General features: G+C 32.6%; 20 protein-coding genes. 17 read left to right on the top strand and 3 right to left on the bottom strand.

Annotated features, from left to right (window positions below; translation table 11 throughout):
- Nucleotide 1 precedes the first annotated feature (1 nt).
- Both WBG07_RS09200 and WBG07_RS09195 read right to left on the bottom strand, forming a co-directional pair.
- Nucleotides 2-1,147: a glycosyltransferase family 2 protein gene (locus WBG07_RS09200; protein WP_340200575.1), complete on the bottom strand. Its 1,146-nt coding sequence runs from the start codon at nt 1,145-1,147 to the stop codon at nt 2-4.
- On the bottom strand, nt 1,132-2,106 hold the full coding sequence (locus WBG07_RS09195; RefSeq protein ID WP_340200572.1) for a hypothetical protein: 975 nt from the start codon (nt 2,104-2,106) through the stop codon (nt 1,132-1,134). The genes WBG07_RS09200 and WBG07_RS09195 overlap by 16 nt, the downstream gene beginning before the upstream one ends.
- A gap of 79 nt (nt 2,107-2,185) precedes the next feature.
- Here WBG07_RS09195 and ruvC point away from each other — a divergent pair, with 79 nt between their 5' ends.
- From ruvC to WBG07_RS09115, 16 genes are all read left to right on the top strand, one after another.
- Nucleotides 2,186-2,743, top strand: coding sequence for a crossover junction endodeoxyribonuclease RuvC (ruvC, locus tag WBG07_RS09190; protein ID WP_340200570.1), 558 nt, complete (start codon nt 2,186-2,188; stop codon nt 2,741-2,743).
- A complete protein-coding gene (hemW, locus tag WBG07_RS09185; protein WP_340200568.1) occupies nt 2,740-3,879 on the top strand; it encodes a radical SAM family heme chaperone HemW in 1,140 nt (379 codons plus the stop codon). The genes ruvC and hemW overlap by 4 nt, the downstream gene beginning before the upstream one ends.
- Before the next feature lie 18 nt (nt 3,880-3,897).
- Nucleotides 3,898-4,644, top strand: a complete 747-nt coding sequence (locus WBG07_RS09180) for a cyclase family protein (protein ID WP_340200566.1) — start codon at nt 3,898-3,900, stop codon at nt 4,642-4,644.
- A 19-nt stretch (nt 4,645-4,663) separates the two neighbouring features.
- Nucleotides 4,664-5,290: a DUF4230 domain-containing protein gene (locus WBG07_RS09175; protein ID WP_340200565.1), complete on the top strand. Its 627-nt coding sequence runs from the start codon at nt 4,664-4,666 to the stop codon at nt 5,288-5,290.
- 148 nt (nt 5,291-5,438) lie between these two features.
- Nucleotides 5,439-5,807 (top strand): MmcQ/YjbR family DNA-binding protein, encoded by a 369-nt coding sequence (locus tag WBG07_RS09170; protein ID WP_340200564.1) that lies wholly within the window; start codon nt 5,439-5,441, stop codon nt 5,805-5,807.
- The gene (locus WBG07_RS09165) at nt 5,804-7,603 is read left to right on the top strand and encodes a MutS-related protein (protein WP_340200563.1); all 1,800 of its coding nucleotides are present in this window, start codon (nt 5,804-5,806) and stop codon (nt 7,601-7,603) included. The genes WBG07_RS09170 and WBG07_RS09165 overlap by 4 nt, the downstream gene beginning before the upstream one ends.
- A 29-nt stretch (nt 7,604-7,632) precedes the next feature.
- Nucleotides 7,633-8,880 carry an NAD(P)/FAD-dependent oxidoreductase gene (locus WBG07_RS09160; protein WP_340200562.1) on the top strand — a complete coding sequence of 416 codons (1,248 nt, stop codon included), beginning with the start codon at nt 7,633-7,635 and terminating at the stop codon, nt 8,878-8,880.
- 148 nt (nt 8,881-9,028) lie between these two features.
- The gene (locus WBG07_RS09155; RefSeq protein ID WP_340200561.1) at nt 9,029-9,436 is read left to right on the top strand and encodes a response regulator; all 408 of its coding nucleotides are present in this window, start codon (nt 9,029-9,031) and stop codon (nt 9,434-9,436) included.
- A gap of 82 nt (nt 9,437-9,518) precedes the next feature.
- The gene (locus WBG07_RS09150; protein WP_340200560.1) at nt 9,519-10,061 is read left to right on the top strand and encodes a heme NO-binding domain-containing protein; all 543 of its coding nucleotides are present in this window, start codon (nt 9,519-9,521) and stop codon (nt 10,059-10,061) included.
- Nucleotides 10,054-12,147 (top strand): PAS domain S-box protein, encoded by a 2,094-nt coding sequence (locus WBG07_RS09145; protein WP_340200558.1) that lies wholly within the window; start codon nt 10,054-10,056, stop codon nt 12,145-12,147. Before WBG07_RS09150 ends, WBG07_RS09145 begins: the two co-directional genes overlap by 8 nt.
- Nucleotides 12,148-12,158: 11 nt before the next feature.
- Nucleotides 12,159-13,262 carry an FIST signal transduction protein gene (locus WBG07_RS09140; protein WP_340200556.1) on the top strand — a complete coding sequence of 368 codons (1,104 nt, stop codon included), beginning with the start codon at nt 12,159-12,161 and terminating at the stop codon, nt 13,260-13,262.
- Entirely contained in the window at nt 13,259-14,428 is a 1,170-nt protein-coding gene (locus tag WBG07_RS09135; protein ID WP_340200555.1) for a GAF domain-containing sensor histidine kinase, read from the top strand. The genes WBG07_RS09140 and WBG07_RS09135 overlap by 4 nt, the downstream gene beginning before the upstream one ends.
- Nucleotides 14,425-14,751, top strand: coding sequence for an Hpt domain-containing protein (locus WBG07_RS09130; protein ID WP_340200553.1), 327 nt, complete (start codon nt 14,425-14,427; stop codon nt 14,749-14,751). The genes WBG07_RS09135 and WBG07_RS09130 overlap by 4 nt, the downstream gene beginning before the upstream one ends.
- Before the next feature lie 10 nt (nt 14,752-14,761).
- A complete protein-coding gene (locus WBG07_RS09125) occupies nt 14,762-15,472 on the top strand; it encodes a LytR/AlgR family response regulator transcription factor (RefSeq protein WP_340200552.1) in 711 nt (236 codons plus the stop codon).
- A 105-nt stretch (nt 15,473-15,577) separates the two neighbouring features.
- Nucleotides 15,578-18,010, top strand: a complete 2,433-nt coding sequence (locus WBG07_RS09120; RefSeq protein WP_340200550.1) for a DUF4114 domain-containing protein — start codon at nt 15,578-15,580, stop codon at nt 18,008-18,010.
- Nucleotides 18,011-18,080: 70 nt separating this feature from the next.
- Nucleotides 18,081-18,254, top strand: coding sequence for a hypothetical protein (locus tag WBG07_RS09115; RefSeq protein WP_340200549.1), 174 nt, complete (start codon nt 18,081-18,083; stop codon nt 18,252-18,254).
- Between the two features lie 150 nt (nt 18,255-18,404).
- Here the strand turns inward: WBG07_RS09115 and WBG07_RS09110 are convergent, their stop codons facing one another.
- Nucleotides 18,405-20,471: a tetratricopeptide repeat protein gene (locus WBG07_RS09110; protein WP_340200547.1), complete on the bottom strand. Its 2,067-nt coding sequence runs from the start codon at nt 20,469-20,471 to the stop codon at nt 18,405-18,407.
- A gap of 143 nt (nt 20,472-20,614) precedes the next feature.
- Between WBG07_RS09110 and WBG07_RS09105 the strand changes: the two genes are divergently transcribed.
- Nucleotides 20,615-21,877 carry an oligosaccharide flippase family protein gene (locus tag WBG07_RS09105; RefSeq protein ID WP_340200545.1) on the top strand — a complete coding sequence of 421 codons (1,263 nt, stop codon included), beginning with the start codon at nt 20,615-20,617 and terminating at the stop codon, nt 21,875-21,877.
- Nucleotides 21,878-21,946: the final 69 nt, after the last annotated feature.

Raw genomic sequence — 21,946 nt, 5'->3', positions numbered from 1 at the left:
ATTATTTTCTAAAATACCTTCCTTTCCATCTATAACCACCAAAAAAAGACCGAAAAGCAACCAGCACATTAAAAAAAGGATATAGAACACTACTTAGGAAATAAGCTTTCATTTCATTCTCCTGTTTGAAGAATTTAGCAGACTGATATAACAATAAAAAATCGAGATTGAACTTAAGCAAATAAACCCATATTAGCAGATTAAAATTAATAGTTTTTGATGCCGATAGAAATACTAAAACTATTAAAAATAAATTCATTACAAACACAATGCTTCCAACTAAAATCGCAAAATTATTCTTATAAGCTGAAGCTTTTGCAGCCCACCGAATCCGTTGAGCCAGCAATTCTCTTAAATTCCCTTGTGGTAAGGTTGTTACAATAGCATCTGTATGCTTTAAAAAAACCAATTTCTCTGGGTAAGCCTTTTTTACTTTTTCAAGTGTAAAAATATCATCTCCTCCGGCAATATGTGCATTGTTTAAAAACCCGTTTAGCGCAAAAAAAACCTTCTTTTTATAGGCAAGATTTGCTCCATTACACAGAAATGGATAGCCAATGCCAAATCCTCCCATAGTACTCCCCATTAAACTTAAAAAATCTAGTAACTCAAATTGTTCAAGAAATCTATTTCTTATACAGTAAGTAACTGGTCCTGCAATGAAAACTGGGTCATTTTTCTGAATACTTTTATTATAGCTTTCTAACCATCTGGAGGGTACTCTACAATCTGCATCTGTTGTGACTATCCACTCATACTTTGCAGTGGTAATAGCAGTAGTAATGGCATCTTTTTTTGGAGAACTCGTTTTACGATGATTGTTTAAAATCTTATAATCTAGTTGAGGATATTTATCTAAAAGAGAATGAATAAGATTTGCTGAGCCATCCTTAGAGGCATCATCTACAAAAAGCAATTCATACCATTGATGCTTGTAGTTTAACTTAATAAGGCTATTTATTAGAATAGGAATATTTTCTATTTCATTTCTAAAGGGAACAATTATTGAAAAACAAATTTCCGGAAGTGTTTCAGAAGCCTCTAATGCATCAGATCTTAATTTAAAGCTACCAATTATAAAACCTATAATTAGTAATCCATAAGCGAAGCAGATAACAAAAGCAGCAATAGTTAAGATATTTTCCATGCTTCTTTATGAATAGGATATCTTAGTTGAATAACTGTAATAATACCAATAATTATGGGAATCAAATAGTTAAAAATCCACATAAGTCCTATTATTTTTAAGATGATTATATCAGAAGAATCAAAGAACCCAAAAACAAATACGGCTACACTCCCCTTTATTAAAATATCAAAAAATGAAATAACAGGTAAAATAGAACTTAATAAATATACAGTAGCAATGGCAGCCATACCCTCTGTATAAGGTATGGAAAGATTAAATTGATACAGTAGAAATAAAAATTGATGCGAAAAAATCAGATAGCGTGCCAAGGAAAAACTAAAATTCTTGGCATATGCTCTCTTGTTTAAATTACAAATAAACATTATTGCTTTTGTAAAGTAAGGAATAGAAATCCATTGTTTTTTAGTATTAAAATAAACAAAACCACCAATAATAATAAACAGCGTTGCCAGCAAAATTAAAGGATGTGAATATTGATATAACTTCGGAAAATTGATAAAAAGAAATAAAAAACCAAGGAGTCCAAAAATAAGTGTAGCCAACATTTGTGTAAAATGATGTATTGCTGTAAGCATGGCTATTTTCTTTCTGTAAGACTTCTCAAAAAATAAAGGTCGTACTCCATATTCACCAATTTTATTTGGGGTAAAAGCAGATAATACAAAAGCGCTAAGGCTTTGGCGTGCTGATTGTTGGTATGAAATAGGTTGAATAGGAGTAATTAGTGCTTTCCATTTGGAGAATTCAAGACTCCAATTGGCTAAAGAGAAGAGTATTAGAATGACAATTAGGTTTACAGAAAATACTTCTTCAAAAAAAAACTTTTTTAAATTTAAAGAGGATAAGGATTTACTTCGCGAGATCTGTTCATATAAAAAATACAAACATGCAATTACCAGTAAAAGTTTTGCTGCTTGGAATAAGAAATGCTTAGTTTTGTATGAAGACGAAGGCATGCCTGCAAATTACCATATTTTTTATCAATTTTAAACTGCTTCTTGTTTTCTTCTTTTGAATTTGTTAGAATACAAATACATGGTAAAAGCTGAAAAGATTATTTTAGGAATAGATCCAGGAACTACGATCATGGGTTTTGGATTGATAAAAATAGTAGGCAAAAAGATGGAGTTTCTGCAAATGAACGAATTGCAGCTGCAGAAATATGATGACCATTATTTAAAGTTAAAATTAATTTTTGAGCGCACTATTCAATTAATTGACACCCATTGTCCTGATGAAATTGCTATAGAAGCACCTTTTTTCGGGAAAAATGTACAGAGCATGCTCAAATTAGGAAGAGCACAAGGAGTTGCAATGGCAGCAGGCTTATCCAGAGAAATTCCTATTACGGAGTATTCACCAAAAAAAATAAAAATGGCCATTACCGGAAATGGAAATGCCAGTAAAGAGCAAGTGGCAAATATGCTCAAAAGCCTATTATCTTTAAAAAGCCTTCCTAAAAATTTAGATGCTACAGATGGACTTGCTGCCGCCGTTTGTCATTTTTATAATGCAGGGAAAACAGAAATTGGAAAAAGTTATACGGGTTGGGGAGCTTTTGTGAAACAAAATGAAAAGCGTATAAAAAAGTGAGTGGTATTTACCTTCATATTCCGTTTTGTAAACAGGCCTGTTATTACTGTGACTTTCATTTCTCTACTTCCTTAAAAAAGAAAGACGAGGTTTTACAAGCAATTCATACAGAATTAAGTTTACGAAAAAATGAATTACAAAATGACCAAGTAGAAACCATCTATTTTGGTGGGGGTACGCCAAGCTTGCTGAGTGTTCATGAGCTTAATGAAATAGTAGAGGCTATTCATAAGAATTATAACGTAGTCTCAAATCCTGAAATTACCATAGAAGCAAATCCGGATGATCTTTTTGAAGGCAAAATAAAAGAGATTGCAGAAAGTGAGGTCAATAGATTAAGTATTGGAATTCAATCTTTTTTTGAAGAAGATTTAAAGTTAATGAACCGCGCGCATAATGCAAAAGAAGCGGCTCATTGTTTGGAGTTAACAACCAAATATTTCACCAATATATCCATAGATCTTATTTACGGAATTCCACAAATGACTGAGGAAAGGTGGCTTCAGAATATACAAAAAGCACTCTCTTTTTCAGTTCCACATATTTCTGCATATGCACTTACGGTAGAACCAAATACGGCACTTCAAAAATTTATTTCAAAAGGTTTGATTGCGCCTGTGGATGATGAGGTTGCTAACAAGCATTTTAATTTGTTAGTAGCGTTATTGGAAGCTCAGAATTTTAAGCATTATGAACTTTCTAATTTTGGAAAAGAAGGCTTTTTCAGTAAAAATAACACCGCATATTGGCAGCAAAAAAAATATTTAGGTATTGGCCCTTCTGCCCATAGTTATGATGGCATTGGAAGAAGCTGGAATGTTGCTAATAATAGTATCTATGTAAACAAAATGATACAAGGGATACTTCCTTCTGAAAGAGAAGAACTTTCATTGACAGATCAATATAATGAATATATAATGACGGGATTGCGAACGCAATGGGGTGTCTCACTGAAACGCGTAAATGAAAAATTTGGAGATATTTATACTGAATACTTATTAAAACAGGCAGAAAAGTATCTGTTAGATAATTATCTTTATCTGGATGAAGATATTCTAAGAACCTCTAGAAAAGGTAAATTTTTAAGCGATGGTATCGCAAGTGATCTCTTTTTACTTAATTTAGAATCAAAATAATAAATAGACGCCATTAGTTTGAAAGGAACACTTCAAATAAAAAACAATAGCTATCAGGTAGATTTTTCTAAACCGTTAGATATTTCTTTGCCGTTAAGATCGGGAGAAAAAAACGTTGGTGCATGGTATTTGGATCCTCCAAGCATAGTGCCAGTAGAAGATGGAAACTTTATTGGGAGTGTAGCTGCTGGTTCTCCTGTTAATTTTAATACCATCAATTTCAATCCGCATGCTCACGGTACACATACAGAAAGTGTAGGTCATATTACTAAAGAAGTCTATCCTGTAAATCAAGTACTAACTCGTTTTTTTTTCTTAGCTGAGGTAATTACAATAGCTCCTGAAAAATTAAAAAACGATTATGTAATAGGGAAAAAACAGGTTGAAAAAGCGTTGCTTTCTAAAGCGCCTGAAGCTTTGATTATAAGAACTTTACCAAATACGATAGAAAAGCATTCGCGAAAATATTCAAATACCAACCCTCCTTATCTTTTAGAAGAAACCGCCATCTTTCTGCGGGAAATAGGTGTAGTGCACTTATTAATAGATTTACCTTCGGTGGATAAAGAAAAGGACGAAGGTAAATTAGTAGCGCATAAAGCGTTTTGGAATTATTATAATACAATAAGAGCACATGCAACAATAACTGAATTTATCTATGTGGCCAATAGTATTAAAGATGGAGAGTACCTGCTAAATTTACAGATAGCACCTTTTGAAAATGATGCAACTCCCAGCAAACCCATATTGTATAAATTACTTTGAACATTAGTATATTTGACACATGGAGGATTTGTTAATTGCTTTTTTAGGTCTATTGCTGGGAGCCATATTTATGTATTGGATATTCTCTCTATTCAGAAAACGGCAAAACAAAGAACTTACAGAGAAGCAATCTGTTATTCTTCTTGAAAAAATAAGAACAGTCTGTAAATTAATTACTGTAGAAGGAGAATTTGCAGAGATTTTTCATTACGAAAATACCAAAGTTCATTTCATGAATCTTTTCATTAGTAAAAAGAAAGCTTTAATCATTATTAATGCTAAAACTCATATTGGTTTTGACATGAAAAAAATAGAGATGCATGCAAATCTGGCAAAGAAAACCATTATAGTAACCAGTTTTCCACAACCAGAAGTGATAACTATAGAGCCAGATTTGAAGTATTATGATATTAAAGATGGTTTATTTAATAGATTTGCATCAGAAGATTTAACGGCACTCAATAAAGAAGCGAAAAAGCATATTTTAGATAAAATCCCAGAAAGCAGCTTAATGGATACAGCAAAAAAAGAAGCCTTAGAAGCTATTTTGCTTATGGAAAATATTGTGGGAACCATTGGTTGGAAATTAGACTATTCTGCATTAACTATAGATCCAAAAAGCAAAAAAATTTTGAGCGAAGAATAAAGGAGACTACTTCCTTTTTATTCGAAAATACCGAATACAGGTAATTTCAGCAATTCCATAACCAATATATTGGTAGCTAAAGTCAATAGGTATAAAGTTCATTTTTTCTTTAATTAATGTAAATTTATAGGCTAAAATATTAGAGCGAATGCATCTTGACGAAATAAGAGAATACTGTTTGGCTAAAAAGGGTGTATTTGAAGATTTTCCTTTTGATAAGGATACGCTGGTTTTTAAAGTACTTGGTAAAATGTTTGCTCTCTTACCTTTAGAAAATTGGGAAAGTGGAGAGGCTTCTATCAATCTTAAGTGTGATCCAGACTATGCTATGGAATTAAGAGCTTCTTTTGAAAGTATTACAGGAGGATACCATATGAGTAAAAAGCATTGGAATACACTTAGCCTCCAATCTGGGGAAATACCTTCTCACTTAATTTTGGAGTTGATAGATCATTCATATGATTTGGTTGTAAAAGGGATGTCTTTAAAGCTAAAGCGAGAATTAGAAAATTTATGAATTATACTCAAGATACAGGAGAACGTATAGAAGCTCCCATTAATTATTACAAATCCCGTTTAAAAACGCTTCAGAATAAATTGATTATTCAGAAAAGAAGTTTGCGAAATTTGAGCCTATTACGCTTATTGGTTTTTCTTGCAACCGCCTTGGCTATGTATTGGCTTTATAGCGGAGTAGGATCGTTATTTTATCTAGGAATACCCGGATGTATTCTTTTTTTATTTTTAGTATCAAAATATATAGATTTAAAATACTACTACGAAAAAACACAGAAGCTTATAGAAATAAATACAATTGAATTAAAAGTTTTAAATAGAGATTTTAAAGAACTTTCAAACGGATCAGAGTTTCTAAAATCTTCACATGAATTTTCAAAAGATATAGACCTTTTTGGTAAGGGTTCTTTTTTTCAATATCTGAATCGTACCTCCTTAGCTGAGGGAAAAGAGAAACTTGCAGAATTGCTAATGGCCAATGATATTGAAAACATTAAAAATAGGCAAGAAGCGTTGCATGAGCTTTCAAAAGAATCAAATTGGCGGCAGGAGTTTGCAGCAATGGCTTCAATGATTAAGGCTGAGATTTCTTCAAATCTGGTAGTGCAATGGATAAATAGCTATCAAGCATTTACACCAGTCCGCTCAAAGATGTTTTCTATACTATTCTCTTTGGGGTCGATAGCTTTAATAATAGCTTCGGCATCAGACTTAATAAATGAACGATTTCTGTTGTATTGGTTTTTTATAGGTCTGGGTATTTCAGGTCGTTTTTTTAAAAGAGTTAATAAGTTGTCTGAACATACTACAAAGCTTAAAAGTACCTTTGATCAGTATCATCAATTAATGAAATTACTAGAGAATAAAGAATTTAAGTCTGTTATTTTAAACAACAAACTAGCTTCTATCCAGAAAGGAGCATTCAAAACCTCAATTGTATTAAAAGATTTTAGTAAGTCATTGAATTCATTAGATCAAAGAAATAACATGCTCTTTGGAGTATTGGCAAATGGTTTTTTGCTCTGGGATTTATACCAATCTAGACGTATTGAAGAATGGATTAAATCTTACAGTAGTGAGGTTGAGAAATGGTTTGATCTAATTCGTTTTTTTGATGCTCACAATTCTTTAGCAAATTTTGTGTTTAATCACCCAAAGTATTGTTTTCCTAAGATTTCAGAAGAAAAAATACAGATGAGAGCACTTCAAGCATCACATCCATTACTGGATTCTAGTAGAAGTGTAAAGAATGACTTTGAACTTATAAAAGGACAGTTTCTTATTATTACGGGTGCTAATATGGCTGGGAAAAGTACGTTTCTAAGAACCGTTTCTTTACTCGTAGTCATGGGAAATGCAGGACTTCCAGTTTGTGCAGAAGAGTTTAGTTATCATCCTGTAAAACTCATTACAAGTATGCGCACCAGTGATTCTTTGACGGATGATGAGTCTTACTTTTTTTCTGAACTTAAACGATTAAAATTTATTGTAGAAACAATTCAGAATGAAAAATACTTTGTCATTTTAGATGAGATTCTAAAAGGAACCAATAGTACAGATAAGGCAAACGGATCTAAAAAATTTATTGAAAAACTGGTGCAAGCTCAAATTACCGGTATTGTAGCCACTCATGACCTTAGTTTATGCGAGCTTGAAGAAAACTTATCGCAAGTAAAAAATTACTATTTTGATGCTGAAATAAACAATGATGAGCTCTATTTTGACTATCGCTTGAAAAAGGGAGTTTGTAAAAATATGAATGCTTCTTTTTTACTCAAAAAAATGAATATTGTGTGAGATTGCAGAATCAATACTAAATTGTAGAAATGAAAACCGTAACCATTTTAGGAGGAGGAATTATAGGGCTGTGTACTGCCTACTATCTAAATAAAGAAGGTTACAACGTAACAGTTATTGATAAATCAGCATTAAATGAAGGAGCATCTTATGTAAATGCTGGATATATAACTCCTAGCCATCTCATTTCGTTAGCATCTCCTGGAATGCTAAAAAAGGGACTACTCTCTCTGCTAAAGAAGGAAAGTCCATTTTATATAAAGCCTAGACTTGATCTCACTTTTTTTGAATGGGCTTATCATTTTTATCAATCTACAACAAAAGAAAAAGTACAAAAAGCGATACCAATTATCAAGGAAATTAATTTATTGAGTAAAAGCTTATACGATCAAATAAGAATGTCTGAAGATCTCGGCACTTTTCAATTAGATAAAAAGGGCCTATTGATGCTTTATAAAACTCAAAAAGAAGCAGATAGAGAGTTTGAAGTAGTTAAAATAGCCAAAAACGAAGGCTTAAATGTTCAGATACTAAATCAGACGGAATTACTTCAACTAGAACCTACAGTAAATCATGAAATTCAAGGCGGATTTTTGTATAAGTGTGATGCACATACTACTCCTAATGAGTTTATGCCTAAGATGATTACTTATCTTAAGGATAATAATGTGAAAATAGTGTCTGGGGAAGAAGTAATTGATTTAGAAATTAAAAAGAACGTCGTTACCAAAATAGTTACTCATAAAAATGAATATCTGTCAGATGAGGTGGTGATGGCAACTGGATCTTGGACGGGGAGTTTAGGGAACAAATTAAAATTGAAAATACCAGTACAGCCTGGTAAAGGATACAGCATAAATTCCTCAAGAGATTTGGGTATTAATTATCCGGCAGTATTAATGGAATCAAAAGTAGCGGTAACTCCTATGATAGGTTTTACTAGGTTTGCTGGAACCATGGAGTTTTCCGGCAGTAATACCATTATAAGACCAGAAAGAGTAAAAGCAATTTCTAATGCAGTTAGTGATTATTACACACAAATTAATCTTATAGATTCAGAATTAAAAAATGCAAAGTGTGGGTTAAGACCCATAACACCAGATGGGCTCCCTTATATTGGTTATGTTTCTTCTCTTGAAAATTTGGTTGTTGCAGCAGGTCATGCCATGATGGGATGGAGTATGGGCCCTGCTACTGGAAAACTTGTATGCGAATTAATCAATAAACAAAAAACTAGTATGGATCTACGAATGTTTTGTCCTAATAGATTTACTTAGTAAGCTTTTGTTTGAGTGTAAGATTTCTATAAATACTGTTCATCGATTAAAATCAACCTTTCACCTATAGTAACTATAGATTAATCGAAGCCTTTGAAATAATAATCTTTTAAATGCGAATTTTAACCTTGATGAAAAACTTTTTTCAATGGCGCTCAATATACTATTCATAGAAGATGATGTAATAGAAGTAATGAAATTACATCGCACAATAGCTAAATTAGGTCTTAAACATAATATTATCGAGGCTGGTAATGGTGAAGATGCTTTGGAAATTCTTCAAGATAATGATGTAATACCTGACATAATTTTATTAGATTTAAACATGCCAAAAATGAATGGCATTGAGTTCCTGAGAATTTTAAAGGAAAATAAAGTCTTTAAATATATACCAAGTATAATTCTCACCACCTCAAGTAATCGGCAGGATTTGCAAGAGTGCTATGAGATTGGTATTGCGGGTTATATGTTAAAACCTTTGAAATATGAACACTATATTGAAAAGTTAAAGACTATTTTGGATTATTGGGATTCTAATGAACTTATAAAAGCATAACTTGTTGCTATAAGTCATTAAATTTTAGAAAAATTGCTTAACTAGTTTCCTTTAATGAGATTTAAGCCCCAAAACTTGAGCTATGAAAGGTATTGTATTTACGGAGTTTCTTGAAATGGTCGAAGAAAAATTCGGATTAGAAACTCTTGATTTTATAATTGAAAATTCTAATCTTAAATCGAAAGCAATCTATACAGCAGTAGGTACCTACGATGCTGCAGAAATGTTTGAGTTAATTCACAATTTAAGTGAGAAGTCTGATATTGCCGCAGGTAATCTTATCTACGCCTACGGACACTACTTTTTCAAAAAGTTAGTGGAAAGTCATGCCAATATTTTTGAGATGTATACATCTCCCATAGATCTTCTAAATGCAATTGAAAGTCATATCCATGTTCATGTAAGAAAGATTTATAAAGACGCAGAATTACCTTCTTTTGATGTTATAGAGAAGAGCGATACTAAAATAACTATGATATATCAATCTGAACGGAGCTTATATATGTTTGCCAAAGGACTTATGGAAAAAACATTTGAACATTATGGTAAAAATGCTACTGTTAATTTTGAGGTCTTAGACAAATTTGGCAAACGGGTAAAGTTTGAAGCAATCTTGAATGAATAAAATAAGTGAGGACATTTATAAGAGGGCGCTAGCAAGAGAAAAAGCGTCAAGAAAGAAAGCAGAAAAAATTCTGGAGGATAAAGCTTTGGAATTATATAATCTTACGTTGCAACTTCAGGAGGTAAACGCAAAATTAGAGAGCAAATTAAGTGAGAAAACCTCAGAACTAGAAGGAGTTTTTGAAAATATTGTGGATGCTTATGTTGTTATAGATATATCTGGTAATGTGCTAAGAATGAATAATGCCGCAATTGACCTTCTGGGGTATGATGTAAATAAAGAGGCTTTTAATTTGTTGTCTTTGGTGCATAAGAATGATCTGGAATATACCACAAAAGTGTTTCAGGAATTATATAAAAAGGGTTCTTACACAAATTACAAGGCACGTATTTTTACCAAAAGCAAACAACCCAAATTGGTGCATGTTAATTGTAGTATTATTTATAATGTAGAAGGAAAACCAATTGCTGCACAAGGAATTGTTAGAGATGTTACTCAAGAGACCATTAATAAAGAAATATTTGAAGAGCAAAAACGCGAATTAGATATTATTATTGATAATTCTCCTGTTGGTATCTTCCTTACCATAAATGGTTATATCATTAAATCAAACAATGCTTTTCAAGAACTGTTGGGTTATGAATCTAAAGATTTAATGCATAAGAATATTAGTGATTTTGCCGTGCAAACTAAGATTCCTGCTATTTCCGAAGAATTTTATAAAACACATGGAGATTCATCTGCTGGAAAATCAAAGATAAAAACCTATCAAAAAAAAGATGGCTCTCTTCTTATAGGACGCACAATTGTTAATTCTGTCCTAGATAATAATGGAAATGAGAAGTATCAAGTAGGGATGATTGAAGATATCACTAATCAAATTAAAGAATCATCTACCCTCAAAGTACTTAATAGTATAATGTCTTCTATTCTTGGTAAAACAGATCTTACAGAAATTACCTGGATTATAGCAGAAAATACAATGAGTCTTTTTGGTTTCGAGGATTGTCTTATCTATACATTTGATGATAATAAAGAGTATTTAGTTCCAACAGCTTATGGAATAAAAAAAGAAAAAAGAGAAGGCTATTCACCTCAAATGAGAATAAAGTTAGGTATGGGTGTTGTGGGCTCGGTAGCCCTTACAGGAAAACCTGAAATAGTTTCAGATACATCAAAAGATAGCCGTTATATTCCAGATGAGATTATGAATTATTCAGAAATAACAGTTCCAATAATCTCAGAAGGGAAAGTCATTGGGATTATTGATTCTGAACATTCTTCTAAAAATTATTTTACCAATTCACATCTTGAAACACTCATCAGCATTGCCAATTTAGCAGCGGCTAAATTGCGGCATGTGCTAAATTTAAACTTACGTAAAAAAGCAGAACAACAGCGTGTAGAGTTGCTCAAAAAACTGGAGGTTAACAATGAACAACTTAAAGAATTTGCACATATTGTCTCGCACGATTTAAAGTCACCTTTACGAAGCATAAGTGCTTTGGCTTCTTGGATACATGAAGACTACGAAGAAAAATTAGATGAAAATGGTAGAAATAACCTGAAGATGATGCAGGAGAAAATTCAAAAAATGGATCATTTAATCGATGGTATTTTAAGATATTCAAGTATCCAAAACTCTAGACATATTAGAGAAGAAGTGGCCATTGATAAAATTTTAAAAGATATTGTAAGAACTATTTTTATTCCCTCCCATGTTAAAGTGAAAATTGTAAATGAAATGCCAGTGATTAAGGCAGATCCTATAAGAATGCAACAACTCTTTCAAAACCTTATAAGCAATGCCGTTAATTACGCTAATCAGGAAGATGGTAGGGTAGAAGTGTATTGCAAGGAGAAGAAAAAATATTGGGAATTTGCTATTAAGGATAATGGTATTGGAATACCAGAAGAATATCATAAAAAAATATTTAAGGTTTTTCAATCCTTAGGAAACCATAAGGACTCTACTGGAATTGGGCTTTCAATAGTTAAAAAAATTATTGATCAATACGATGGACGTATATGGCTTGATAGTGAATTAAATAAAGGGACTACTTTTTATGTGACCATTAAAAAATAATCTTATCAATTATGTATATAGAAGTAACAGACCCAAAATTAGTAGCAAATATCATTAGTGATAAGGCAAATGATGATGCTGTGCTTATCTGTATAGCAGAGCATACGGATATAAATATTGAAATTCTTATAGATGAGCTCAATGCAAGAGGAACAAATTTTGCAGGTGGTTTTTTTCCAAAAGTTATTCATGGAAAACAAGTTTTTGATACGGGTATAGTGGTTAGTTTTTTTGATTCATTGGTAGAGGATGGAATTTTTATGATAAAGCATATGGATTCTATGAATTTTACAATACCCCCAAAAGATCTTGATAAAAATGCAAGCTATTGCATGCTTACCTTCGTAGATGGGTTAGCTCCAAATATTTCACATTACTTATCTGAGCTCTATCGGCAATTTGGGAGTAAAATATTTTATTTTGGTGGAGGTGCAGGAAGTCTATCTCTTAAGCAGAGACCTTCTGTGTTTAGTAAGGAAGGAATATTTCAAAATGCAGCCGTTTGTATGCTATTAAAGAAACAAGTGAGCGTAGGAGTAAAACACGGTTGGCAAAAGATTGCCGGTCCAGTTATTGCTACAAGAACTTCACGAAATGTAATCAACCAACTCAATTGGGAAGATGCACTTGGGATTTATAAAGCAGCTCTAGAAGACAAAAGCGATATAAAAGTTGAAAAAGACAATTTTTTTAGTGTTGCTAAAGCCTACCCTTTTGGGATTTTAAAGGATGGAGCAGAATATGTAGTACGTGATCCAATTAGTATTGATGAATCGGGTGGATTAATTTGTGTTGGTGAAGTTCCAGAAAATACTATTCTAGATATTCTTTGGGGTGAAGAAAATACGTTAATTCTAGCGGCAAAAGAAGCTGCACAATCAAGTGCTGATGGAATCGAAAACCCTAAACAGGCCTTTATTATAGATTGTATTTCTAGGGCACTTTTTTTGGAAGATAATTTTTTTAAGGAGCTAGCAGAAGTAGAAGAAGTATTATTAGAAGCACATGAACCAAGTGAAATTAATGGGGCTTTAACCTTAGGAGAAATATCTTCTCAAGGCAATGGCTATCTAGAGTTTTATAATAAAACCATTGTAATTGGATTATTTGAATGAAAGTAGAGGCCACAAATCATATAGCGACAGTACTTCAACTTTACGAATTTTCAATGGCTATTGGAAAATCATTATCGTATAAGGAAAATTGCGACTTTTTCTTAAAACAATTATTGGCAAGAAAAAATTTGAGTGCTTGTTGGATATATGCAGACCAAAATGGAGAATGTATTGTTCCATATTCCTTGCCAGTACCAGATAGGAATGTAGATAAGGTTATAGATAAGGCTTTCTTAAAAGAGCTATTTAGTAAACAAAAACCCGTCTCTTACAAAATAGATCAAACACTTATTTCAATAGCACCTTCTGCTGTAGAAAGAGGATGTGTTGCTGTTTTTTATATGGGTAATCAAGGTTTATTGTTTTTGCATAGCAGTGAAAAAACGGAGTTTACGTCATCAGAACTTGCGCAATTGGAGCCAATAATAGCAAAATTCGCAATTTCTTTAGAAGCATGTAGTACCTACGAGAGACAACAAGATTTATTAATAAATCTTGAAAAGCAGAACCAAGAACTAAATAATTATGCGCATATGGTGTCTCACGATTTAAAATCACCATTGCGAAATATTAATGCACTTACCTATTGGTTAAAGGAAGATTATGGAGGTGAACTTCCAAGCGACGCTCAAAATAATTTATCTCTAATTGGTGATAATCTAGAAAAAATGGATCTCTTGATTCAAGGAATTCTTATTTATACGAAGATTGATAAAATTAAAGAGGCTAAAAAAAAAGTAGGAATACAAGCTTTGCTCAAAGAGGTTTTGTCAACCTTAGATATTCCATCTAACATAAAAATAGAATCTAGCAGTGAACTTCCTGTTATTTTGGGTCATAAGTATGCCTTAGAGCAACTTTTTAGTCACCTGATTAGCAATGCTATTAACGCAATAGACAAACCATCTGGGTGTATTACAATCAATTATAAAGATACCGGCACCTATCATAAGTTCGTAATGTCTGATAATGGACAGGGAATAAGAGAGAAATATTTAAAACGAGTGTTTGATATTTTTCAAAAATTGGATAGTTCAGGTACTTCCAGCGGTATAGGTTTGGCTATTGTTAAAAAGATAATTAAAACCTATAATGGGGATGTATATATTGAATCGATCCCTGAAAAAGGGACTAATGTAGTCTTTACTTTAAAGAAAGAAATATGACAGAATTACCTAATCTTTTATACATAGAATCACTCGCAGGAGATGATAACCAGTTCAGAACGAAACTAATAAACGTAATTCAAAAAGAATTTCCAGAAGAGAAAAGATTATACCATTCTATGAGGCAGGAAAACTATTTAAAAGAAACTGCTGAAATCGTTCATAAACTTAAGCATAAAATTAGTATTTTAGGCCTCGAAAAGGGCTACTTCATAGCTGAAAAATATGAAAATAGTCTAAAGATTTTAACCCCCGACAATAATTTACAAGTTGAATTTGAGACTTTGCTGAAGCGTATAGAAGACTTCATTGTAGAGCTCTAAAACCTACGTAATGAATTGTATTATTATTGATGATGAAGCTGCCGCAAGAGCTATTTTGGGTCAGCTGGCTAAAGGTGTTGAATCTTTAAATGTACTGGAAGAATTTCCAAATGCTATACAGGCTATGAAATTTCTCAATCAACATGAGGTTGACCTTATATTTTTAGATATTCATATGCCTGATTTTACAGGGTTTGATTTTATTCAATCACTAAGAAATCCACCTAGAATAATTTTAACTACTTCAGACCGTAATCTCGCAATTGATGCATTTGAATATGAATGTATTGTTGATTACCTGGTGAAGCCCTTATCACTCCCGCGCTTTTTAAAATCTGTGCAAAGAGCTAAGAATTTTAAACCATTAAAACAAGAAGGTGGAACTCAAACAGAAAAAGAAGATAACTCTGCGAACGATTTATACGTAAATATTGATAGGAGACTCATCAAAATTAATATGCCAGATATTTTCTTTATTGAAGCAAAGGGTGATTATATAAATATAAGAACAGAGGTTAAAAACTATTTAGTGCATTCTACGATGAAGAAAATAGAAGAAAAATTACCCGACAGTATTTTCTTAAAGGTACATCGTTCTTACATCATCAACCTCAAGAAGATAATTGACATTGAAGACAATAGTGTGCTTATTGAGAAAAGCGTAATTCCCGTAAGTCGTTCTAGTAAACCAGAATTAATAAAGCGCCTGAATCTTTTGTAAGGATTAATTTACACACCATTTATCGAAGGAAAACCATCAATTGGTCTAAAAATATCACAAGTCTCTTCATTTAGCTGATACTTTTACAAAACCAAATTTTAAAAGATGAAAAAATTTATCCTACGATTTTTCTTATTGATAGTGGTTTCTTTGAATGCGCAGAATTACAATTTCCTAGGAAATTATACTTCGGATGGTACACCTCTTTACCTTGTTGAAGATGATATTGTAGATCAAGAAACTTTGGATGCCGTTGCGCTTGCTCTACCCGAAGGTTTTCCAGTACCAGATTACAATCCGCAATACATTTCATCGGGGTACGATACCGATATTATTGTTACTGAGACAGCAGATGTTTGGGTGACATTTGTTGGTGAGGGGGCTGGCTATAAAAACGTATTGGGTTTTTATACTTATAATATAAATGACCCGCTTACGGAGGCTCCCGCTCCTGAAGATATTACAATAATTTTTCCTAATGTAAGTGCGCAAGGCAGTGGAGGTGGTTTGCAGGTTGGGAATAAAGTAAAAATTGGCCGTTTTGAAGCGAATACAGGAATTGGATGGGTTTTACTAGCAGACGCATGGTCTAATGGAAGCGTGGGTTATGGCCGTTGGCAACTATTTTCAGACCCTGATTTCAATCCAGAAGCAGATCCTAATTTAAGATATCACAATGTGTTATTAGCCGATCCAGAAAATGAAAGAATTATTTTGGGTTTTGAAGATATCCGAAGAGATTATGGATCTTGTGATAATGACTTTAATGACGCTTTGTTTTATGTATCAGCAAATCCTTACAGAGCGATTAATAATGAGAATTTAGGTTTAATTACGGACTATACTCCGGTGACCTCGGGAAATGATGGTGGTTTGGAAAGCAATGGAGATTTAGCAACTTTAATAGCGAAAAGAAATTTTGAGCGTGTAAAAAATAAAACAGCTGCGAATGCTATAGAACTTCAAACTGTTTTTCAAAAAGATACCTATAGAGCTTCCAAAACAGAGGGTAATTTATACCACTATTTTCCTGAAACGGGGTTTTATGGAACAGAAATACCTTATAAATCTAGTCCTGAAGACTTGGTAGGTGTTACCAATGCAAAAGAGGTTTTCTCTATAGACTATTATCAAGAGGAAAATCGCGTTTTAGCAGCTTTAGCAACTCTTACTGAAAGTACGGTTTATGATCATTCAAAGGTAATCTGTGATAGATTGAACAGCTCCAAATTAGAAGATGTTAGAACCATTTCGTTAAAAGGTCATAAGATTATTTATTCTAAATTAAAAAGAGCAAATGGAGAGACAGAATACGCGCTAACTTTCTCTGTTCTAGACGATGGGTCTAATTATAATTTGTATAGCCTTTGGAATATTGAGAAGTATCCTGGCGGCAATTATAGAAATTTTCAGGTATGGGGTATGTCTATGCCGCAGGTATGCACCGTTGCAGGCAATATATTAACTGCATTAGCGAAAGAAAAAACAATTAAAAGTAATCAAGTAGCACAACAAATCCCAGATGTATTTATAAGCAATGGGAAATATGAAAACGGACAACTTAAGTTGGAGTTAATAAATAGAATAGCTACAAATTCTGTTCTTTTCAATGCGAATAAAAGAGAAACCGAATTATCTGATGAGATTTCTATGGAATTGTCGGTTCCGTTAACAGGTAGTTATAGGGAAGAAGTAGTGATTAATACAGGTAACTTATTTGATGTTGGTTTTGCATTAATTACAGATACCAGTAGTGTATATGATGCCATGTATCTTGCAGATGGCCCATGGGGTATTGATTACAATGCTGAAGAGACACGCATTACTGAGTTTGAAATAATGGCTGAGCGCAAATTAAACACTATCGATTCAGAGAGAATATATCAAGTGGAGAGAAGTATGAGTGCTTCCGGGGAGGTTATGGGTACTGTAAATGTTTTTAGAACATTACTTCCTGGAGATCAATTGTTGAATGTAGAAAACTATGATGAACTGTCTTTTACAATTCAGAATAATAAGGAAGTAGAAGTAATTCTGTTGACTGATGAAACTCCCAATTGGGAAGACAGACTTACCTATGCGCTTCTCCCGAATGAAAATCAGAAATCAATTACAATTCCATTTACAGATTTTATCGGACTTGATGGAAATTCCATTAAAAAAATAAGAACTGTTATTTTTTCGGTACAAGGAGATTATATGAATTTCAGCGAATTCAATCTGAACGTTTCAAAATTGGCTTTTACGAATCAAAACGTAGCGTCTGAAGAAGAGGTTTTTCTTGATGTAATTAAGAAAGCATCTAATTATCCTAACCCTTTTTCTACACAAACCCATATAGAAATCCCGTTTGTATCTGAAACTATATATATGGAGGTTTTTGACCTTTCCGGCAGGAGTGTATTGGGTAAATTTTACCAATTAGGAAATAAAAATACATTTATTTTCAATCCAAAACATCTGAACGCTGGTTTTTACACGTATATAATTAGATGCATCAAAGGTGAAGTGTGTACCGGAAAATTTATTGTTAAATAATTTTTTTGTCTAGAAAGTTTATAAAAACAGTTTTTTTTGTATATTGCAATCGCCTTAAAATCTTAATATCATGGAAAATTACCTTATCGCACTTGCGTGCTATGCGCTTTTTTTTATCGGTTCACACTTCTTAAGCCGTAAAAAATCTACCCAAAAAAGTGAATTATCAGCTGATTATATTCTTTCTAATATTAGTTCAGAAGAAGTTGAAAATGAAGTTATGGAGACTAAGTCAGTAGCTTAAATAGTAGCGTACCTAGTACTTAGAAAAAAAATAGTATTTCTAGATTATATAAATAAAAGGTTATTCATATGGATGACCTTTTTTTATTCAAAACAATAAAAAATATATGAAGACATCATTAAATAAATATTCATTTAGCTGCTGATTAATTTAATCCCTAGCGAACATAGGTTTTTTGTTAAGAAGTAGCTTTAACTGAAGGCCTATTTCTGTGAAAGTAAAACCCGCTGCGGTAGCCGAAGCAATATTACTGTGTTTCCCATATATTGAAGTGAGCAGCCTATCTGAGAATTTATAGCCCACGATTCCAGTTAATCTGTAGGTACTTTGTTTTTTCTGATCTTCGATGAACTGAAATCCTGTTGCTGCACTTAATTGGTAAAACCACTCTTTAGAAAGTGTTGCATCTTCCGTTTTAAGAAAATCGGCAAAAATTTCCACTGCATTGAATCTTTCTGGGCTAAAGTATATTTCTGGCACCTGATTTTTAAAAGCAATGTATTGATAATTGAACCCGGTTTTTAATACGGGACTCCTCAAAATGGTATAATAAAGTGAGGTGAAAAATAAATTCCGCTCATTTGAATCATTTTGAGAGGTAAAAAAATATTGTGTGAACCAGCCCAAATTAAAATTACTACTCAAGTTGTGATTGATATAATAATTGTTGGAAATAATGGAGCGATTTAATAGGTCTGCATTAAAATTTTGCACCTCTCTTTTATAACCTATTTCTATATCCTGAAGTTTCAACAATTTTAAATTAACGAAGGTTTCTCCTATAAATGCGGTATAATCACCTGAAAAAGAGGTTGCTTTTAACAAACCACCTTTCATATTCATTACAAATCCAGGAAGTAACTTCCACGCAAGTCCTGTATTAAGAGAATAGGCCGAAGCTTCATTATCAGTAATGCTATTTTGGGTATTTCTATAATCAAAATTAGCCGTTAATGTCAACCTATAGCTTAGGGGATACTGTACGTTGGTATTAGTGCTAATGGCAGTGTTATTACCATTATCAAAGGTGTACGCAACCTTTTGATCTAGAAGAGGGGTTAAGCTTAAATCGATTTTTTCAAGAAAATTAACTGCATCTTTTTGATTAGGATAGATTTTCAACGTTTGAGATGCAGCTCTGTAGGCGGCTTTTGTATTGTCACGAGCCTTATAAGCATTAGCCACCCCAAGGTTAGCATCAAATGAAGTACTGTCATTTACAAGCATTGCTTGGTAGTATTCAATACTTTTTTTAAAATTACTTCTATACAAATCTAATGTGGCCTTTAAAGATAATAGCCAATTTTCATTTTTATATTTTTTGGCTAATACCTCAATATAGTCTTCAGCATTAGAATAGTTTCTATTCCAAATAAGTGCTTGAGCATATCTATTTTGCGTTTGTTCTAAGAGCGTTCCTTCTTTCATCTTTTTTGAGAGAACCAATGCTTTTTTTGCGATGTCTAATGCTTTTTTATCTTCATTGTTAATATGCGCTGCCAGAGCCATTCCATTCAAGGCAATAATAGAATCTGTTTGATTAATGGCAAGTGCTTTGTAGGTACTGTTAGCTTTTTCAATGTTTTTTGTAATCAGGTATATATTGGCAATGTTTAAGAGTGTTTCTTTATCTTTTGGAAAATCTATAAGATTCTCACTAAGAATGTCTAATGCTCTATCATATTGCTGATTACTACTAAATTGATTTGCATAGCCAAGACGAATGTACTTCTTAGAAAGTAAAGCATTTTTATTTCCAGGAATTACCGCTAATGCTTTATTCACCAAGAGTAATGCGGATTCGTATTTTTTGAGATTAGACAGGGTATTGGCATAGCCTAACAAAGCTGGAAAACTATTTGGCTGCAAAGCAACCAAATCTATATAATATTTTTCTGCTAAATCATATTGTTCACCCCATAATAAAGACTCTGCATAGTTAAGCTGTATTTCAAAATCATCAGGATACCTATCTAGCAATTGAGTAAAAATGGTAATGGCATCTTCTGGCTTGCCATTTAATCCAACAGCTCTTCCATAGCAAAGTAAGGCTGTTTTATTCTCTGGGTCTGTTTTGAGAATTCCTTTAAAGAAAACTTCTGCTTTGGCATAGTTGCCATTTTCTAAATAAGAGAAACCTTTTTGAAGTGGGTTTTGGGCGTAACCTAAAATCATTACTAAACCAAAAAAAAGAAAGCAGATAATTTGTTTTGTCATGGTGAAATTAAGTAGGAATTTTCAAATCGCAATTTAAGCATTCGCCGGCAAACATTCGTCTACAGATATCGACCCCTCATCGAAATTTGAAAGGTTTTTCATTCACGTTTTGCATCTTTGAAATCCCAAACCTTGAAATTATCATGAAAATGACCATTTTTAAAGCGATTCCCGCTAGAATAACTTCATCTCAGATTTTTATGCTATCTGTATTTGTCGTTAATGGAGGGAATTATCTTTATAACCTATTATTGGGTAGAATTTTGGGTCCTAAAGCATTTGCAGACGCAGCTTTAATGATTACCCTTCTATTAATTCTGTCTTTTCTAGCAATGACCTTTCAATTAGCCACTGCCAAGTTTACTGTTACTTTGCCAGAAAATGTTAATATAGACTTTAGAAGAAGGATGTATTTATATGCAATTTTCATTGGACTATTTTTAGGTTTACTTCTTATTGTTTTTTCCAATCAATTACAGATGCTCTTTCAAACAGACACTACAAGTATGTTTGTAGTATTTGGTTTTGGCGTTCCTCTTTATTTCCTGTTAAGTGTAAATCGTGGTTTTTTTCAAGGAAGGCAAGAATTTGTTGCTTTAAGCATGACTTACCAGTCTGAAATGTGGAGTAGATTACTTATTACTCTTATTTTACTATGGTTATTCACTAATAGTACCGCTGTGATAGTATCAATTGGAATTTTATGCTCTTTAGTAATGGGTCTTTTTCCCATGGATAGAAAGCCAAAAAACAAAGGAATTTTACAAAGAAAAATGACCAAAGTAGAACAAAAGACCATTTCTATGTTTGTTCTCATTACTGCTTTTTATGAGATGACCCAAATTGTTATTAATAATAGTGACATCCTATTGGTGAAGCATTATTTTTCGCAATTGGAAGCAGGCTTATACGCTTCTCTAGCCCTAATTGGTCGTGTAGTTTATTTTGTTGCCTGGATGTTTGTCATGCAACTACTTCCTTCTGTGGTGCAAAAACAGAAAGATGGAGAACCACATAGTGGAGAATTGTTTAAATATGTAGGGGCGGTATCTATATTGTCTTTTTTAATAGTGGTTGCCTGTGCCTTGATACCAGAATTTATAATTAGTATAATGTTTGGGAAGCAATATCTCTCAATGGCTCACTTATTATGGATGTATGCGATTGCTACTTCGCTGTTTGCAATCTCTAATATTTTTAGTTATTACTTTCTTTCATTAGATAAATATATTCCTGTAATACTATCTGGCCTCATGGGATTAACACAAGTAGTATTAATTGCAATGTTTCACAAAAACCTTGAACAAGTAGTTCATGTTCAAATTATAGCGATGGCAATATTATTTATACTTCAATTAGTGTTTTTTCAATTGAATACAGATAAAAAACGATTTCTTTTTTTTTAAATGCTAATGTTGATTCTCATTTAAGAAACTCTAGTCTTTTAGACGGCTCAAACGAAAATAAAAATAAAT

Source organism: Ascidiimonas meishanensis (assembly GCF_037782385.1).
In the GTDB taxonomy this organism is placed as follows: Bacteria; Bacteroidota; Bacteroidia; order Flavobacteriales; family Flavobacteriaceae; genus Ascidiimonas; species Ascidiimonas meishanensis.
Note: the sequence above shows the minus strand (reverse complement) of the source record. Positions and strands in the feature narration are given on the sequence as shown.

What these genes read in the sequence shown, in the direction of transcription:
- WBG07_RS09195 (WP_340200572.1), bottom strand. Translation starts at nt 2,106, where the DNA reads ATGCCTTCGTCTTCATACAAAACTAAGCATTTCTTATTCCAAGCAGCA.
- ruvC (WP_340200570.1), top strand. Translation starts at nt 2,186, where the DNA reads ATGGTAAAAGCTGAAAAGATTATTTTAGGAATAGATCCAGGAACTACG.
- WBG07_RS09160 (WP_340200562.1), top strand. Translation starts at nt 7,633, where the DNA reads ATGAAAACCGTAACCATTTTAGGAGGAGGAATTATAGGGCTGTGTACT.
- WBG07_RS09125 (WP_340200552.1), top strand. Translation starts at nt 14,762, where the DNA reads ATGAATTGTATTATTATTGATGATGAAGCTGCCGCAAGAGCTATTTTG.
- WBG07_RS09175 (WP_340200565.1), top strand. Translation starts at nt 4,664, where the DNA reads ATGGAGGATTTGTTAATTGCTTTTTTAGGTCTATTGCTGGGAGCCATA.
- WBG07_RS09120 (WP_340200550.1), top strand. Translation starts at nt 15,578, where the DNA reads ATGAAAAAATTTATCCTACGATTTTTCTTATTGATAGTGGTTTCTTTG.
- WBG07_RS09110 (WP_340200547.1), bottom strand. Translation starts at nt 20,471, where the DNA reads ATGACAAAACAAATTATCTGCTTTCTTTTTTTTGGTTTAGTAATGATT.
- WBG07_RS09140 (WP_340200556.1), top strand. Translation starts at nt 12,159, where the DNA reads ATGTATATAGAAGTAACAGACCCAAAATTAGTAGCAAATATCATTAGT.
- WBG07_RS09145 (WP_340200558.1), top strand. Translation starts at nt 10,054, where the DNA reads ATGAATAAAATAAGTGAGGACATTTATAAGAGGGCGCTAGCAAGAGAA.
- WBG07_RS09115 (WP_340200549.1), top strand. Translation starts at nt 18,081, where the DNA reads ATGGAAAATTACCTTATCGCACTTGCGTGCTATGCGCTTTTTTTTATC.
- WBG07_RS09150 (WP_340200560.1), top strand. Translation starts at nt 9,519, where the DNA reads ATGAAAGGTATTGTATTTACGGAGTTTCTTGAAATGGTCGAAGAAAAA.
- WBG07_RS09105 (WP_340200545.1), top strand. Translation starts at nt 20,615, where the DNA reads ATGAAAATGACCATTTTTAAAGCGATTCCCGCTAGAATAACTTCATCT.
- WBG07_RS09130 (WP_340200553.1), top strand. Translation starts at nt 14,425, where the DNA reads ATGACAGAATTACCTAATCTTTTATACATAGAATCACTCGCAGGAGAT.
- WBG07_RS09155 (WP_340200561.1), top strand. Translation starts at nt 9,029, where the DNA reads ATGGCGCTCAATATACTATTCATAGAAGATGATGTAATAGAAGTAATG.
- WBG07_RS09135 (WP_340200555.1), top strand. Translation starts at nt 13,259, where the DNA reads ATGAAAGTAGAGGCCACAAATCATATAGCGACAGTACTTCAACTTTAC.
- WBG07_RS09170 (WP_340200564.1), top strand. Translation starts at nt 5,439, where the DNA reads ATGCATCTTGACGAAATAAGAGAATACTGTTTGGCTAAAAAGGGTGTA.
- WBG07_RS09200 (WP_340200575.1), bottom strand. Translation starts at nt 1,147, where the DNA reads ATGGAAAATATCTTAACTATTGCTGCTTTTGTTATCTGCTTCGCTTAT.
- WBG07_RS09165 (WP_340200563.1), top strand. Translation starts at nt 5,804, where the DNA reads ATGAATTATACTCAAGATACAGGAGAACGTATAGAAGCTCCCATTAAT.